Origin of the sequence: Clostridium sulfidigenes, from assembly GCF_052067195.1 — a bacterium.
Lineage (GTDB): Bacteria > Bacillota > Clostridia > Clostridiales > Clostridiaceae > Clostridium_J > Clostridium_J sulfidigenes.
Genome location: NZ_JBQHQR010000011.1, coordinates 1 through 15,601, shown reverse-complemented (window position 1 = coordinate 15,601; position 15,601 = coordinate 1). Strand labels below are relative to the sequence as shown.

The window sequence follows — 15,601 nt, the reverse complement described above, 5'->3', positions numbered from 1 at the left end:
ATGTATGAATTTTTAGATAGGCGGTATGCTCTAGCTCTTTATGAAATGTGTAAAGAAGCAGGTAATATAGAAACTGTTTTGCAAGAACTAGGTGAAGTAGTTGAGGAAATGGATAATAATGAAGGACTTATAAAGATTATCAGAAATCCTCAAATTAATAAGCACAATAAAAAGAGAATATTTGAGGAATTATTTAAGGGTAAGATAGAGGATGAACTTTTAAGTTTTTTACTATTACTTATTGATAAAGGAAGGATACTTTATTTGAGAGAAAAGTATAATCAGTTTAGATTAGTATACCTTAAAAATAATAATACCGTTGTAGCTAAAATTAAGTCTGTAATTCCATTAAATCATAATGAACGAGAAACTATTAAAAGTAAGTTAGAAAAACGTTATGAAAAGACAGTAATAATAGAAGAAGAAATAGATAAATCTCTATTAGGTGGAATGTTAATCTCTGTAGGAGATGAAACCATAGATGGAACTATTAAGACTAAACTTATGGATCTTAAGAATATATCCGAAGGTAACGTAGGTAGATATAACTTTAGTGAGCTTAATAAAGAATTATTAGCAGATATTATAACAAACAAACCTCTAAATGAAGAAGAAATAAAAAAATTAAGAGGTTGGTTAATGGATTTCTATAGTAGAGAAATTGTCATAAATAATATAGTAGATGAGTCTTACAAAGATGATATCAAAGTTATTATAGGTGAAGATGTAACTACTAAAGCTACAATTGATGAGATAATTAATAGTGAAAAATGTAAGATTGGTAAGGCTAAATCTCAAGAGTGTATTATAGATTTAGATGAAAAAGGTAAAATTCTTAATGCCACAGTTAGGACTGTAATTCCACTAACTGATGAAGAGAGAATTAAGTTAACTAAAGGACTTGAGAAGTTCTATAGTAGAAAAATAGTAATCCATGAAGAAATAGATGAGAGTATAGTTGGTGGAGTATTAGTTAAAATAGGAAATGATATTACTGATGGAACAGTAAAAAGTAAGCTTAGATATGTTAGAGATGACATGTAATACAGGCTTTAAATCGTGGTGAGAATAGAGGTGGAATCATGCATATTAAACCAGGTGAGATAACATCTATTATAAAAAGAGAATTAGATAGATATGAAAGTCACATTAACACTATAGATTCTGGTACTATAATCCAAATTGGAGATGGTATAGCTAGAATATATGGATTAGATAATTGTTTAGAAGGAGAGCTATTAGAATTTCCTAATAACGTATATGGAATTGCCCTTAACTTAGAGCAAGACAATGTTGGGTGCGTATTATTAGGTTCTGAAGAAGGTATCAGAGAAGGCGATATAGTAAAAAGAACGGGTAGAGTAGTAGAAGTACCTGTTGGTGAAGCTCTTATAGGAAGAGTTGTAGATTCTCTAGGAAATCCTATCGATGGTAACGGAATGATAGTAACTTCAGAATATAGAGCTGTAGAAGTAGAAGCACCAGGAGTTATAGAGAGACAATCAGTAAAAAGACCTATGCAAACAGGTATAAAGGCTATAGACTCTATGATTCCAATTGGAAAAGGTCAAAGAGAGTTAATTGTAGGAGACAGACAGACTGGAAAAAGTGCATTAGCAATAGATGCTATCATAAATCAAAAGGGTAAAAATGTAACTTGTGTTTATGTAGCTATAGGTCAAAAACAGTCAACTGTTGCTAATATAGTTAATACACTAAAGGCTGAAGGGGCTATGGACTATACAATAGTTGTAGCTGCAACGGCATCACAATCTGCATCTCTTCAATATTTAGCACCTTTCTCAGGATGTTCAATGGCTGAATATTTTATGTATAAAGGTGGAGATGCACTTATAGTATATGATGATTTGTCTAAGCACGCTGTTGCTTATAGAACTATGTCATTATTACTTCGTAGACCACCAGGAAGAGAAGCTTATCCAGGAGATGTATTCTATCTTCACTCAAGACTTTTAGAAAGAGCTGCAAAACTTTCTGATGACTTAGGAGGAGGATCATTAACTGCTCTTCCAATAATAGAAACTTTAGCAGGAGATGTTACAGCATATATTCCTACAAATGTAATATCTATAACAGATGGTCAAATTTTCTTAGAATCTGACTTGTTCCATGCAGGTCAAAGACCAGCGGTAAATGCAGGTATATCAGTATCTAGGGTTGGAGGAAATGCACAAATTAAAGCTATGAAACAAGTATCATCAACCCTTAGAATAGAACTTGCTCAATATAGAGAACTTGTGAACTTTACTCAATTTGGATCAGATTTAGACAAGGAAACTGTTAAGAGACTTGAAAAGGGTAAAAGGCTTATAGAAATATTAAAGCAAGGACAATATGCTCCTATGGATGTAGAAAAGCAAGTAATAATAATATATTGCGGAGTTAATGATTTCTTAAGCGATATTCCAGTTCATAAGGTTAAAGCTTTTGAAAAGGAATTTTTAGAATATATAGGTACTCATTATAGAGATATCCCAAGTTCTATAAAAGAAAAACAAGAATTAGATTCAGAAATAAAAGAAAGACTTAATATGGCCATAACTGAATTTAAAAAAGTATTTTTAACTGAAATTTAGAGATATCACCTAAATTTTTAGGAGGTGAAAATATGGGCGTTGCAGGATTAGTTATTTTAAAAAAGAGAATAAAATCTATAGAGAATACAAAAAAGCTTACTAAGGCTATGGCCTTAGTAGCAACATCTAAACTAAAAAAGGTAAGGGTATCCTTATATACAAATGACACGTATTTTAAAAGCTATAGAGAAGTTATGAATGAAGTAATTCCATCACTGCCAAAAGAAAATAGATATATGCAATCCAATGGAAGTAAAAAGAAATTAATCATTGTTATAACTTCAGATATGGGAATGTGCGGTGCCTATAATAATAATGTTATAGATAAGCTTAAAGAAATAACTAAAGGCCATGAAGAGGATTATTTAATAGCAGTTATTGGTGAAAAAGGTAAAAGCTTAGCTAAGAGACATAGGATTAAGACATTAGATAAATATAATCAAACTATCTCTGATGTGCCTACAGCTACTGAAGCTAAGAGTATCTTTGAGTATAGCTTCAATATGTTTAGTGAAGAAAAAGTAGGAGAAGTAAGTATACTTTATACTTGGTTTAAAAATCCAATAGTAAAAGAACCAAAAGAGTGTAGATTATTGCCTCTTACTTTTGAAGAAAGTGAAGAAGACCATATTGGTGAAGATGAATTTGATATAGAAGGTAACAAAGAAGAGCTTATAGAGTCAATAGTACCATCCTATTGTAATGCAATGATACTTAATGCAATGATAAATTCTAAGGCTTCAGAACAGGGAAATAGAATGGAAACAATGAATAGTGCGACTCAAAATGCAGATGAATTAATAGCTTCTTTAAGGTTAAAATATAATAGGGTTAGACAAGGGGCTATCACTCAAGAGATTTCAGAAATTATTGGTGGAGCTCAAGCACAAAGTTAATAAGCCATTATATCGTAACCTATATAAAAAGTATAGATAGGAGGAGTTATATTTAACTTATATGTTAATATAGTTAGATGTAGCGAATTAATATGGCACAACGTATTGGTAAAGTAGTTCAAATTATTGGACCAGTAATAGATATAAAATTTGACACAGACTCATTGCCTAACATTTATAATGCTATCCAAATTAAGATGGATGGTAGAGTTATAGTTGCTGAGGTTGAACAACATATAGGTGATGATATAGTTAGAACTATATCTATGGAATCAACAGAAGGACTTAAACGTGGAGTTAAGGCTATAGATACAGGAAGACCTATTGAAGTGCCTGTAGGAGAACAGGTACTTGGAAGATTGTTCAATGTATTAGGTCAAACTAAAGATGGAAAAGGTCCTCTTGATACTAATAATTATTATACAATTCATAGACCAGCTCCAAGCTTTGCTGAGCAATCTGTGGAACCAGAAATGTTTGAAACTGGTATAAAGGTTATAGATTTAATAGCACCATATCAAAAGGGTGGAAAGATAGGACTTTTTGGTGGTGCAGGAGTTGGTAAAACTGTACTTATACAAGAATTAATCAACAATATAGCTAGAGAACATGGTGGATTATCAGTATTCACTGGTGTAGGAGAGCGTACAAGAGAAGGAAATGACTTATACAATGAGATGCTAGATTCAGGGGTTATAAATAAGACAGCTTTAGTATTTGGACAAATGAATGAGTCACCAGGAGCTAGAATGAGAGTTGCACTTACAGGACTTACTATGTCTGAATACTTCAGAGATAAAGGTCAAGATGTATTATTATTTATAGATAATATATTTAGATTTACTCAGGCTGGTTCAGAGGTTTCTGCATTATTAGGTAGAATACCAAGTGCTGTAGGATACCAACCAACCCTAGCAACAGAGATGGGGGCATTACAAGAACGTATAACATCTACTAACAGTGGATCAATTACTTCTGTTCAAGCAGTATATGTTCCTGCTGATGACCTTACTGACCCAGCACCAGCAACAACATTTAGCCATCTTGATGCAACTACAGTTCTATCTAGAGCTATAGTAGAGCTTGGAATATATCCTGCGGTTGATCCATTAGAATCAAGCTCAAGAGTACTAGATCCTAGAATTGTTGGTGAGGAACATTATGAAATAGCTACTCAAGTAAAGTATATTCTTGAAAGGTATAAAGAACTTCAAGATATTATAGCTATATTAGGTGTAGATGAATTATCAGATGAAGATAAAGTTCTTGTTAATAGAGCAAGAAGAGTTCAAAGATTTTTATCTCAACCTTTTACAGTAGGAGAGCAATTCACTGGTTTAAAAGGTAGATATGTTCCTATAAAAGAAACAATAAGAGGATTCAAGGAAATATTAGAAGGTAAACATGATCATTTACCAGAGTCAGCATTCTTATTTGCAGGAACAATAGATGATGTTATAGAGAAAGCTAAGACTTTGGGTTAATATTATTTTGGATGTGATAAAATATGAAAAAGGTCTTTAAGCTTACAATAATTACTCCAGAGAGTGAGTTTTTTAAAGGAGATGCAGTCTCTTTAAACTGTGAAACTACAGAAGGCAGACTAGGAATTCTTCCAGATCATTCTGCTATAATTGCAGGACTTATACCAACAATAACAACCTTTGAAGATGCAGATGGAAAGAAGTACAAAGTTAATACTTCTGACGGAGTCCTAAAGGTAAGAAAAAATAATGTTAGTATTCTCTGTACTATAGCACAGTGGGTAGAATAAATTTAGGTACCATATATTTCAAATATTTATATAAACTAAAGGAGCACATTAAATGATATGAAAATCATTTAATGTGCTCCTTTTAAATGTATAGGAATAAAATCCGATAAAATATTCAAAATAATAAAAATATTTCGAGAATAGTATTGCTATATATAGTATTACTACATATAATAATATTATATATATTAAGTAAAAGGAGGGGTGTGATTGGAAATAGATAAAGAGTTATTAAAAGGGTTTATAGACATTTTAATTTTATCTATTATTAAAGGTAATGATTATATTTATGGATATAACATAATGAAACTAGTTAATATAGCTGCTAAGGATAACTTTGAACTTCAAACAGGAACTTTATATATAGCTTTAAAACGATTAGAAAAACAAAACTTTATCACATCTAAAGTAATAGAAGGAGATAATGGAATCAAAAGAAGGCATTATTTAATTACAAAAGAAGGTGAAGTTCAACTTAATAAATTGAATGGAGATTTTAATAAGATAACAGAGCTTATTTTAAAGTTTAGAGGGGGCAGTTAATAGTGAATAATTTAAGTATTAAGTTAAAGAGAAAAATAAATAGATACTTAAGAAAGCTCTTTAGTTCAGCTTTTGAAGATACATTAGAAGTTAAGGAATTAAAGGAAGAATTAAAAAGTTACATTATAACTGAAGTTAGTGATTTAGTGGAATCAGGCAAATCAGAGGAAGAGGCTTTTGAAATAGCTAAGAATAATATAGGCAATAATTCTGACTTTGAGGAAGGAATATCAGGTATATTTAATAATACTAAATATTTATTTATCCTTAAATCTAGTTATGTATGTGTGCTTATATATATAATTATTCAATTACTTGTGAGACTAAAAATTATAGGTCTTATAGATATATCAAATTATAACATTAGAATCCTATCTAAATTTAGTTTTATAGTATTTATAATAGGAACTATAATATTTTTTATATGGACCTTTATGAATTTTATTTTTACAAGTCGTACTATTAAGTTTAAGATTCAAGCTATTGTTATAAATATTTTAAATATATTCATCAGTATGTTATGGGTCATGGCTTCTAAAGGGATAGTCAATGTTTTTAGAGTAGAAAAAAGTTATTATATAGCATTATTTTTAGATATGATATTGTATTTTTTTATATATTCAAAGAAAGTATTTAAATTTAAGTAAATATAGGGGGTATTATGAAAACTAAATTACTAAACATTTTTATTATCACATTTTTAGTAATATCAACATTAGTTTTATCAGGATGTAATTCAAAAGAGGATAAGGCAGAAGATACAATAAGAGGATTTATTGAGAAGCATTATGTAGCAGATGAAGAAGAGGTAAAAGCATATGGCGAATATGTTAAAAATGGTTATGGAATAGGAGATAAGTTAACAAAAGCTGATAAAGAATTTGCTGAATATTTATCTGAAAAAGGATTTGAGGTATATAGGACAGATGGATATTTTTACAATAGATTAAAAGAACTTTATGCTAAAAATTGTACTTTAGAAATAGAAAATTTAAAAATAATTGAAAAAGAAAAGTCTGAGGATATGAGATGTTTTAATGTTTCTTTTGACTGGATTATCAGGAATGATGAAGAGGAGATAGTAAAGGAACATAAGGTAGATAAAGATATGTATCTTTCAAAAGAAAATGGACAGTGGCTCATAAATGGATATAATAGATTTGAAATTATATATACTGATTTCGTGATGTGGTAGTATTTATAAAATATCTATTATAGGATATGAAATTTTTTCATTAAAGTATTTTATATCTTTGTTATAATTAAATATTTTGCTTGAAATTAAATATATTTTGGAGGGAAATCATGAAAAGTAAATTACTAAACATTTTCATTATCACATTTTTAGTAATATCAACATTAGTTTTAACAGGATGTAATTCAAAAGAGGATAAGGCAGAAGATACAATAAGAGGATTTATTGAGAAGCATTATATTGTAGATGAAAAAGATATAGAGATGTATCATGAATATGTAACTAAAGGTTATGTACCTGGAGATAAGTTATCTGAAGATGCAAAAGAGTTTGCTGAATATATGACTGAAGAAGGATATAATGGCTATGAAACTATGTTGATTTTTTCGCATAGATTAAGACAATCCTACCTTAAAAAGTGTACTGTAGAAATAGAAAATCTAAATATAAAAGAAAAAGAAAAATCCGATGATATGAGACGGTTCAATATTTCTTTTGATTGGGTTATAAAGAATGATAAAGAGGAAACTGTAAAAAAACATGAAATAGATAAGGATATATATCTTTCTGAGGAACAGGGTAATTGGTTAATAAATCAGAATAACTTATTTGAAATCTTAGATGAAAAAGACTTTTAATTCATAATTTAAAGATAGAAATAAAAAGATAATTTATGTGATTTCATAAATTATCTTTTTATTTTCTACATTATATTAAAAAGTAATTTATTTATGAACACATTTTAAAAGTTGCTATATATTATTAGTATAAATAAAAATATAACTGATTACATTATATGTAAATATGAATAAAAAAAGTAAAAAAGTTAATGATTTAATATAGGTGGATTTATTCTTATATTAAGGTGGGATATGTATGAAGTTATATAGTAAGTTATTAATTGTGGTGATGTTCACATTAAGCATATTAATTATAAGGGATAAAACCTTTTATGGGAAGAGTGAAGAGGATATGTTTAGTGGAATATTAAATAGTGTAAATGCTTCTACTGAGGAATATGTAGTGGAGGGCAGGTTTTATAGTCAAGAAAGTAAAGAAAATATATATGAAACTATAACAACTAATATAGAAAAGGCTATGGGACAAGTTTACCAAGAAGTTAATAAGGACTTAAGTTTTAAAATAGATTATAACCATGAAGAATATGATGGAAGGATTTCAATAGCTGATTATGGTAAAGGATATGATGTTGTACTAAGAATTTCTATTTGTAAACCTAATTTAGATATTGATGAAGAAAAAACTGTAGAAAAGAAAATTAAAGAAATTTTATCCCCAATTAGTAGTAAGGTGGAATACTCACTATATGTAAAAAGTAAAATCTTAAACGGCACAATAGATGAAACAAGAGATGTGATTTTAAAGCAATTATATTTAAATAAAGCACAAAATATTGATGAAGTAGAAATAAGTAATGGATATAGTATTATAAGCAATACAAATTTATACGATAAAGAAATAATACTAGGTGAGGAGATAGATTTTAACTGTGCTATAGTTAGATATTCCTCAGGATGCTATTTAATAATGGGGACACCTGTAATCAGGATAACATACTAAGAAATAGCATTTTAAATGGAGGATTAACATGAGTAAATTTTATATAAATGGAAACCGTAGATTAAAAGGGAGTGTAAACATAAGTTCAGCCAAGAATGCTGTATTACCAATACTAGTGTCCACTATACTAACAGATAGTGTATCAACCATCAATGGATCACCTATGCTAGAAGATGTATTTGTACTATGTGAGGTATTAAGATCCCTTTCAGCAGAGGTTAATATAGATAGAGATAATAATAAAATTGATATTAATACAAAAAACTTAAAATATGAAGGTATAGATAATGACTTAGTAAGAAAAATGAGAGCATCTTTCCTAGTTATAGGTGCAATGGTAGCTAGATTTGGAAAGGCAAAAATTTCTCTGCCTGGAGGATGTAAAATAGGATCTAGACCTATAGATTTGCATTTGAAGGGACTAAAAGCTTTAGGAGCAACAATTAAAGAGGAACACGGATATGTTGAAGTAGTTGCAGAACAATTAGAGGGTAATACAGTTTATTTAGACTTCCCATCTGTGGGAGCCACAGAGAACTTGATGATGGCTGCAACTCTTGCTAAAGGAGATACTTTTATAGAGAATGCAGCTAAGGAACCTGAGATAGTAGACTTAGCAAATTTTTTAAATAAAATGGGGGCTAAGATTCAAGGTGCAGGAAGTGGTAAGATATGCATAACAGGAGTAAAAAGATTAGAAGGAGTTTCGTATACACCTATATTTGATAGGATTGAAGCAGGAACATTTATAATAGCAGCACCCATTACAAAAAGTAAAATTACAATAGAAGGTGTAGATGAAGAACATCTCAAGTCAGTGATAGTTAAATTACGTGAAATGGGTGTTAAGATTGATGTATTCGGAAGTAAAATTGTTGTAGATGGAGATGTAGAATTAAAACCCACAGATATTATGACTATGCCTCATCCAGGATTTCCAACAGATATGCAATCACAAATGATGACATTATTAAGTATTACACCTGGAAGAAGCAGTGTGACAGAAACTATATTTGAAAATAGGTTTATGCAGGCGGCAGAGTTAAGAAGGATGGGAGCTAATATTAATGTTAACGGAAGAATTGCGACAATAGAAGGTGTTAAAGAGCTTACAGGAGCTGAAGTAGTAGCACCAGATCTTCGAGCAGGAGCAGGACTGGTTCTGGCAGGTTTATGTGCTAAGGGTGAGACTATAGTAGATCACATATACCATATAGATAGAGGATATGTAACAATAGAGGATAAACTCAATGCTCTAGGCGCAGAAATAACTAGAATATAATTATACTTTATATAGCTCAGCTTTTAATTTAAGGCTGGGCATTTTTATATTTACAAAATTATAAGCATATTACCATAAATGTAATAATAAATATAACTAAGTCTATCTAGTATAGGAGAGAAGTTTATTTATTAGGAGGAAGAAAAGTGAAGTACTATGGGAGGATTAAAATAAATTTTAATTATGATAAAGCTATAGTTATTATTAAACCAATATTGATGGTGGCTATTTATTCAGCAGTATTACTAGGATTTCTAATATTATCCTATAAATTGATATTAGGTGAAGGAGGTAATATAGGTAAAAAAGGAAATGACTCATCACAGGCTATAGAAGTGATGCAATCTAAAAATAAAGGTGAGAAATCAAATAAGGGCATTTCCTTTAAGCTAGATGTAGATACAATAAAGGTTTATTTGACAAAGGAAAATAGGATTATAGAGATGCCTTTAGAAGAATATATTAAGGGCGTAGTATGTAGTGAGATGCCATTAAACTTTAATAAAGAGGCTTTGAAGGCGCAAGCTATAGCAGCAAGGACATATACCTTAGCTCATACAAAAGCTGTATCAAGTGGATGTGCCAATGGAAGAGGCGCAGATTTGTGTGATACTGTTCACTGTCAGGTATATACACCCAAAGAAGTAAAAATAGCTCAATTAGGTATAGGTGGAGAAAATAAATGGAAACTAGTTGAAGATGTGGTGAATGAGACTGGAGGACAGGTATTAACATATAATAATGAATTAGTATTGGGGGCTTATTATTTCTCTACAAGTAGTGGAAAAACTGAAAATGTTGAAGATGTATTTTCTACAGCACTACCTTATCTTAGAAGTGTTGAAAGTTTAGGTGAAGATATTGCACCAAGATATAAAAGTACGGAAACTATAGACATAAACAGATTTGCGCAAGTGGTTAATAGCAGTTATAGTAATGCAAATTTATCACCTGCTAATCTACAAGATCATATTAAAATAAATAATTATACAGATGGTGGGTCAGTGAAAGAAATAACCCTTGGCAATGTTACTATAACAGGGGTTAAATTTAGACAGTTGTTTGGATTGAATTCCGCTAACTTCTCTTTAGAGTTTTTAAATAATCAAGTTGCTATAAATTGTAATGGCTTTGGTCATGGAGTAGGTATGAGTCAATGGGGAGCTAATGTAATGGCTAGCCAAGGCAAGAGTTGTGAAGAGATTTTAAAACATTATTATACAGGTATTGAAATAAAAAATATCAATGAAAATTAGAAAGAAATAGGGCTTTTGCCCTATTTTTTTAGTTTTTAGCAAAAAAATATGAAAAAGATGAGATAAATAAGAAAAAATTTTTCTTATAGTGTATTAATTTCCCAATAAACGTCCACAATACTGATGGAGGTGTTTTTATGAACAATAAACTTAATAAAGTGAAGCAATTTTTCAAAAAAGAAGGCTTCTATGTAATTTTATTTGTTTGTCTATGTGCTGTTGCTACAGTTGCAGCTATAACAGCTGGAAGAAATAACAATAAGAATTCTGAAGAAGATAAAGTAGCATTAGAACAAACAGAAAAAGAAGTTGTAACTCAACCAGAAAAACCTGAGAATGCATTACAAGTTAAAGAGGAGCTTGAGCCAGTACCAACAGTTAAGAATGATGATACTGCAGCAGTTTCATCTCAAACTAAAGTTAGTTTTAAAAATCCAGTAGAAGGTACTTTAGGTAGAGCATATTCTGAAGATCCAGTATATTGGTCAACAACTAAGAGTTATAAAAATCACTTAGCTATGGATGTTAAAGCTGCAGAAGGTTCAGCAGTTGTAGCAGTAAGTGCTGGAGTGGTTAAAAAAGTAGATGCAAATACAGAAGGTACCTATGTAGAAATAGACCATCAAAATGGACTAACTACAATATATGGAAACCTTAAAGAACAGGTTCTAGTTAAAGCTGGAGATAAAGTTACAGCTGGTCAAGAAATAGGGGCTGTAGGTAAAACTACAAACCTTGCATATGAGGAATATGGAGATTATCTTCACTTCCAAGTATTACAAGGTGGAAAAGAAGTAGACCCAGCTAAATATGTTAGTTATAAGAAATAACTAAAATAGAATTAATATTCTTGCTAGCTTTTAAACTTTAAAGTAAAAGGCTAGCAAGAATGTAATTTAAATAAGGAAGTTAGCATATTTATAATTATAGAAGGGTTAAGGAGGTAACGCTTTGAAAGACTATATTGAAGATAGAGTACTAGAAGTAGCAAAATATATAATAGAATCCGAGGCTACAATAAGAAAAACAGCATCGGTATTTGGTGTAAGTAAAAGTACAATTCATAAGGATATGACTGAGAGATTACCTAAAATAAATGCTCAAATAGCAGAGGAAGCAAAAAACATCTTAGATCTAAATAAAGCTGAAAGACATATTAGAGGTGGAAAAGCTACTAAAATGAAATATAAAACAATTGAAGGTTAGGTAGAATAGTAATATAATAGGTGTATATTGTTTTAGTAAATATTGTATAGTATTTCAATAAGAAGAAAATACTAGAGAGCAGGAGTGAATTTTAAGATGTTTTTTTTCGGTGTAGGAACAGATATGGGAATAGACCTAGGTACGGCTACAGTACTGGTTTACACAAAGGGTAAGGGTATAATACTAAAAGAACCTTCAGTTGTAGCAATAGATAAAAGTGCCAATAAGGTCTTAGCAGTAGGTGAAGAAGCTAGAAAAATGATAGGTAGGACGCCAGGAAATATTGTTGCAATTCGTCCACTTAGAGATGGGGTAATATCAGATTATGATGTTACAGAAAAAATGTTAGAGCACTTTATAAAAAAAGCTTGCGGTAAGAGAAAGATGTCAACACCAAGAGTTGTAATGTGTGTACCATGTGAGGCTACTGAAGTAGAAAGAAGAGCTGTTGAGGATGCGGCAAGAAATGCAGGAGCTAAAAAGGTTTTATTAATTGAAGAACCTTTGGCAGCAGCTATAGGAGCAGGGTTAGACATAACTAAAGCTAGTGGGAATATGGTTATTGACATAGGTGGAGGTACCACCGATATAGCAGTAATTTCTCTAGGAGGAATGGTTGTAAGAGAGTCTATTAAAGTTGCTGGAGACGATTTTGATGATGCTATAATTCGTTACATAAGGAAAAAGCATAAATTAATGATTGGAGAAAGAACAGCAGAAGAACTTAAAATAAACATTGGATGCGCATATCCTAAAGATGAGGAAGTGAAGGCAGAGATAAGAGGAAGAGATCTTATAACTGGACTACCTAAAAATATCACAGTTTGTTCTAGTGAGATGGAAGAGGCATTAAAAGAAGCCGTTACTTCCATAGCTGAATGTGCACATTCTGTACTAGAAAAAACACCACCTGAACTGGCTGCAGATATAGCTGATAAAGGTATAATAATGACTGGTGGCGGAGCTTTATTAGATGGATTAGACAAACTCATTGAACAAGTTACTAATGTACCAGTATATGTAGCAGAAGATTCAGTATCTTGTGTAGCTATTGGAACAGGGAAAATGCTTGACTATGTAGATAAGTTAGACGATTCTTTTACAGGATATAATGTTTCAATAAATAGTTAAGATGTACAAGTTAGAATATTAAACCTATATTTTAAATTATGTAAATAAGTTTATATGATGTCTAACAATAGAAGTTAAAAATAAAGGTTATATAAATATAAAAATGTGATTTAATATACCTACTATACAAATATTTATTTGTATAGTAGGTATATTTTATTTTGTATCATTTCTAGTTGTTGTAAGGAACTCATTTTCTATGAAAGGGAGAGTTAATAAAAACTATAATTCTATCTTTAAAATTAAGGGTTGTTAAAAAGATTTTAATAGTATAAATAGTTAAATAAGTCCATGTACCGTATATAATATCTAGATGATAATTGTTCATTATTAATCACATAATGAGCTGAGATAATACCCATGAACAAGTCCTTGAGTTATTACTTTAGAGATTTCCAAAATTAGATTTAATCGTATATTTCTACTTGTAAAGGGTTCATCAATATCGCTAGAATCGACAATACCTATTATTGATATATCACCTACAGGGGAAAGAGATTTACCAACACCTTTTCCAGGATTAATGGGGTAATCTCGAACTTGTATCTCGCCAATTTTATTAGGAGGACCAAGACAAGCATCGATACCAATAATTTTAGAATCTGGATGTTTTAATTTTATATCCGATAGTTTACTATCTAAATTTAATGCGTGTATAGGATTAGCTATAGTTCCATAGACTGGCAATGGAAAAAATTTTTCTTCTAACATGCTACCAATAAGAGGACCTAAGCAGTCTCCAATGCATCTATCAGTTCCTATACAAACAATAATTGTGTTTGCATTTAATTCATCTTTTAAAAAGTTGGATAAGGTATAATAACCTAATGAATCTTTGTAATGAATCTTAACTTTGCTCACAGAAACACCTCCATATGAATTTATATGAAGCAACTTCGGTATAAATTCTAAAAAATATGGAATAATTTAGATAGTTTTTATTTAAGGAGGATATGTTATGAATAGAAAGGGATATTCTGTGATCATAATTCTATATACAATAGTAAATATAATAGCATTAGTGAGCTTTAATATAAGTAATGAAAACTTAGATTACAAAGAGGAAAATAAGGTTATAGCTAAAAGCAGTGAGAAAGCTGAAAATTATAATAAAGAAATTACTACTGGTATAGAAAAGGAGAATATGGAGGCAAATACTTCACAGGATTTAATTAAAAATAATGGGATTAATGAAACTATTGTATCAGATGAAGAATTAAAAAAAAGAAGAATTCAAGCTAATAGAGAAAGGCAAAATCAGCTAAATCAAATTTATAAGAGTGATAATGAAATAGTTAAAATTGATGAAATAGAGTTTGATAAATATAATAAGCAGGTTAAGGAAAAGAACAAAGTAATGAAGGTACCACCAGAAGAATTAATAGATGAGTTAACAATTTCAGAGAAGGCAAAGATAATAGGTATATGTAAAGAGTTGAATGAAGAAGACTATTCAGAGATAAACGAATTCCTTACTTATAATAATGAACGATTAGCTGTATTAAGAACTCTCAATGTAATAGAGCGTAAGGTAGATGAAGAGCAAATAGAAGAATTAAAGAAGATATTTTCTAAATATATAGATATGGACAAAGTAGAAGGAAATTAATTATATAAATAACTATTTAAATATAAACTTATACTTATAGTTCTCTAGGAAAATAGATATCTAGTTTCCTAGAGAACTATTAAAATAGAGAACTATAAAAATAGTTGTTCTGTTCATACGGGTTTCAGGTATTATCGTGTAAGAAATAAATTAAATATATTGAAATAATAGTTTATTATTAATGCTTTTAATTAGTATAATGATTTAAATTTAAGTGACAAAATGCCTAAAATGAAAAAAATATGATTAATTGAGAAAAAAACAATAAAATTTTTATAAAAATATTGAAAAAAGGGGTTGAAAAAAAATCAATATAATTGTATACTAAGTCTTGTCAGTTTAGTGACATTTTTATTTATGTAAAAGATTGGAAATTAGCTCAGGTCAAGCTACTGCGAAAATCTAGTTATATTAAAATTATGGAGGAGTTCCCGAGTGGCCAAAGGGGGCAGACTGTAAATCTGTTACGTTTCGTTTCGATGGTTCGAATCCGTCCTCCTCCACCATATAAGGTCGCATAGCTCAGCTGGG

The 15,601-nt window shown here is 30.2% G+C and carries 17 protein-coding genes and 1 tRNA gene; 17 read left to right on the top strand and 1 reads right to left on the bottom strand.

The features are described 5' to 3' along the window. From ACTNBA_RS12865 to ACTNBA_RS12795, 15 genes are all read left to right on the top strand, one after another. Entirely contained in the window at positions 1 to 1,044 is a 1,044-nt protein-coding gene (locus tag ACTNBA_RS12865) for a F0F1 ATP synthase subunit delta (RefSeq protein WP_441074564.1), read from the top strand. 38 nt (positions 1,045 to 1,082) lie between these two features. After that, positions 1,083 to 2,597 carry a F0F1 ATP synthase subunit alpha gene (gene atpA, locus ACTNBA_RS12860; protein ID WP_441074561.1) on the top strand — a complete coding sequence of 505 codons (1,515 nt, stop codon included), beginning with the start codon at positions 1,083 to 1,085 and terminating at the stop codon, positions 2,595 to 2,597. 32 nt (positions 2,598 to 2,629) lie between these two features. Next, positions 2,630 to 3,493 (top strand): ATP synthase F1 subunit gamma, encoded by an 864-nt coding sequence (atpG, locus tag ACTNBA_RS12855; RefSeq protein ID WP_035135397.1) that lies wholly within the window; start codon positions 2,630 to 2,632, stop codon positions 3,491 to 3,493. Between the two features lie 92 nt (positions 3,494 to 3,585). Then, positions 3,586 to 4,977, top strand: a complete 1,392-nt coding sequence (atpD, locus tag ACTNBA_RS12850; RefSeq protein WP_150844164.1) for a F0F1 ATP synthase subunit beta — start codon at positions 3,586 to 3,588, stop codon at positions 4,975 to 4,977. Between the two features lie 23 nt (positions 4,978 to 5,000). Further along, the gene (locus ACTNBA_RS12845; RefSeq protein WP_346874122.1) at positions 5,001 to 5,267 is read left to right on the top strand and encodes a F0F1 ATP synthase subunit epsilon; all 267 of its coding nucleotides are present in this window, start codon (positions 5,001 to 5,003) and stop codon (positions 5,265 to 5,267) included. A gap of 210 nt (positions 5,268 to 5,477) precedes the next feature. Next, on the top strand, positions 5,478 to 5,810 hold the full coding sequence (locus ACTNBA_RS12840; protein WP_051824263.1) for a PadR family transcriptional regulator: 333 nt from the start codon (positions 5,478 to 5,480) through the stop codon (positions 5,808 to 5,810). Between the two features lie 2 nt (positions 5,811 to 5,812). Continuing rightward, complete coding sequence (locus tag ACTNBA_RS12835; RefSeq protein WP_441074559.1) at positions 5,813 to 6,457, top strand: permease prefix domain 1-containing protein; 645 nt, start codon at positions 5,813 to 5,815, stop codon at positions 6,455 to 6,457. A gap of 14 nt (positions 6,458 to 6,471) precedes the next feature. Beyond that, entirely contained in the window at positions 6,472 to 7,005 is a 534-nt protein-coding gene (locus ACTNBA_RS12830) for a hypothetical protein (protein ID WP_441074557.1), read from the top strand. 110 nt (positions 7,006 to 7,115) lie between these two features. Next, positions 7,116 to 7,643, top strand: coding sequence for a hypothetical protein (locus ACTNBA_RS12825; RefSeq protein WP_441074556.1), 528 nt, complete (start codon positions 7,116 to 7,118; stop codon positions 7,641 to 7,643). Between the two features lie 238 nt (positions 7,644 to 7,881). Beyond that, a complete protein-coding gene (locus ACTNBA_RS12820; RefSeq protein ID WP_441074554.1) occupies positions 7,882 to 8,586 on the top strand; it encodes a hypothetical protein in 705 nt (234 codons plus the stop codon). Positions 8,587 to 8,614: 28 nt separating this feature from the next. Next, entirely contained in the window at positions 8,615 to 9,868 is a 1,254-nt protein-coding gene (gene murA / locus ACTNBA_RS12815; RefSeq protein WP_441074552.1) for a UDP-N-acetylglucosamine 1-carboxyvinyltransferase, read from the top strand. Positions 9,869 to 10,014: 146 nt separating this feature from the next. After that, positions 10,015 to 11,124 (top strand): stage II sporulation protein D, encoded by a 1,110-nt coding sequence (gene spoIID, locus ACTNBA_RS12810; RefSeq protein WP_441074550.1) that lies wholly within the window; start codon positions 10,015 to 10,017, stop codon positions 11,122 to 11,124. Between the two features lie 137 nt (positions 11,125 to 11,261). Then, a complete protein-coding gene (locus ACTNBA_RS12805) occupies positions 11,262 to 11,954 on the top strand; it encodes a peptidoglycan DD-metalloendopeptidase family protein (protein ID WP_441074549.1) in 693 nt (230 codons plus the stop codon). Between the two features lie 121 nt (positions 11,955 to 12,075). Continuing rightward, a complete protein-coding gene (gene spoIIID / locus ACTNBA_RS12800) occupies positions 12,076 to 12,330 on the top strand; it encodes a sporulation transcriptional regulator SpoIIID (protein ID WP_035135408.1) in 255 nt (84 codons plus the stop codon). A gap of 96 nt (positions 12,331 to 12,426) precedes the next feature. Beyond that, complete coding sequence (locus ACTNBA_RS12795; RefSeq protein ID WP_441074546.1) at positions 12,427 to 13,461, top strand: rod shape-determining protein; 1,035 nt, start codon at positions 12,427 to 12,429, stop codon at positions 13,459 to 13,461. Positions 13,462 to 13,791: 330 nt separating this feature from the next. Here the strand turns inward: ACTNBA_RS12795 and yyaC are convergent, their stop codons facing one another. After that, complete coding sequence (gene yyaC / locus ACTNBA_RS12790) at positions 13,792 to 14,322, bottom strand: spore protease YyaC (RefSeq protein WP_035135412.1); 531 nt, start codon at positions 14,320 to 14,322, stop codon at positions 13,792 to 13,794. A 97-nt stretch (positions 14,323 to 14,419) separates the two neighbouring features. Here yyaC and ACTNBA_RS12785 point away from each other — a divergent pair, with 97 nt between their 5' ends. Then, positions 14,420 to 15,070, top strand: a complete 651-nt coding sequence (locus ACTNBA_RS12785) for a hypothetical protein (protein ID WP_441074544.1) — start codon at positions 14,420 to 14,422, stop codon at positions 15,068 to 15,070. 421 nt (positions 15,071 to 15,491) lie between these two features. Further along, a tRNA-Tyr gene (locus ACTNBA_RS12780) sits at positions 15,492 to 15,576 on the top strand. The last annotated feature ends 25 nt before the right edge of the window (positions 15,577 to 15,601 follow it).